Here is a 223-nt window from a genome sequence, read left to right on the forward strand (position 1 = left end):
GCCTTGCCGAGCGCTCCGGACAAAAAATCGTTCTCCAGTGTCAACTGGCCGATCTTCGCATGCAGCGTCTTCACATCCACCGGCGGCTCGCTCGACGGCGCGCCCGCCGTGCCAAACACGTCCGCCGCGCGCTCCTGCAACTGCCGCTTCCATTCCGTGATCTGGTTCGGATGCACATCGAACTGTTGTGCCAATTCGGCCAGCGTCCGCTCGCCTTTGACCG

The 223-nt window shown here is 63.2% G+C and carries 1 protein-coding gene; it reads right to left on the minus strand.

Annotation, left to right across the window (positions count from 1 at the left end; translation table 11 throughout):
• A partial coding sequence (locus ACNQQL_RS36295; RefSeq protein ID WP_347069773.1) for a transposase occupies positions 1-223 on the minus strand: 223 nt, incomplete at both ends.

Origin of the sequence: Burkholderia sp. LFS061 (assembly GCF_047978125.1) — a bacterium.
Taxonomy (GTDB): domain Bacteria; phylum Pseudomonadota; class Gammaproteobacteria; order Burkholderiales; family Burkholderiaceae; genus Burkholderia; species Burkholderia pyrrocinia_C.